Annotated in this window: 1 protein-coding gene; it reads left to right on the forward strand. The window is 63.2% G+C overall.

Annotated elements, in window-relative coordinates; translation table 11 throughout:
* A partial coding sequence (locus KVP70_RS33555; RefSeq protein ID WP_217946753.1) for an AMP-binding protein occupies positions 1–318 on the forward strand: 318 nt, incomplete at both ends.

The raw sequence follows: 318 nt of genomic DNA on the forward strand, positions 1-318 counted from the left end.
TGTGCCGCTCGACCCGAGCTATCCCCAGGAGCGTCTGGCATACATGTTACAAGACAGTATGCCGGTGGCGCTGCTGACGCAGACGGGCATGCAAGAGCGCCTGCCGGCTGCGGCCGAAGCGGGATTGGCGATACCTGTGCTGCTGCTCGATCGCGCGGAAGATGGCGCGGCCATGGCGCGTCAAGCATCGTACAACCCCGACCCTGCGCTGCTGGGCTTGACGGCGCGGCACCTGGCGTATGTGATCTATACCTCGGGCTCGACGGGGATGCCCAAGGGGGTGATGGTCGCGCATCAATCAGTAGTAAATTTCTTGCG

The sequence above is a fragment of the Duganella violaceipulchra genome, from assembly GCF_019166075.1.
Taxonomy (GTDB): domain Bacteria; phylum Pseudomonadota; class Gammaproteobacteria; order Burkholderiales; family Burkholderiaceae_D; genus Rugamonas; species Rugamonas violaceipulchra.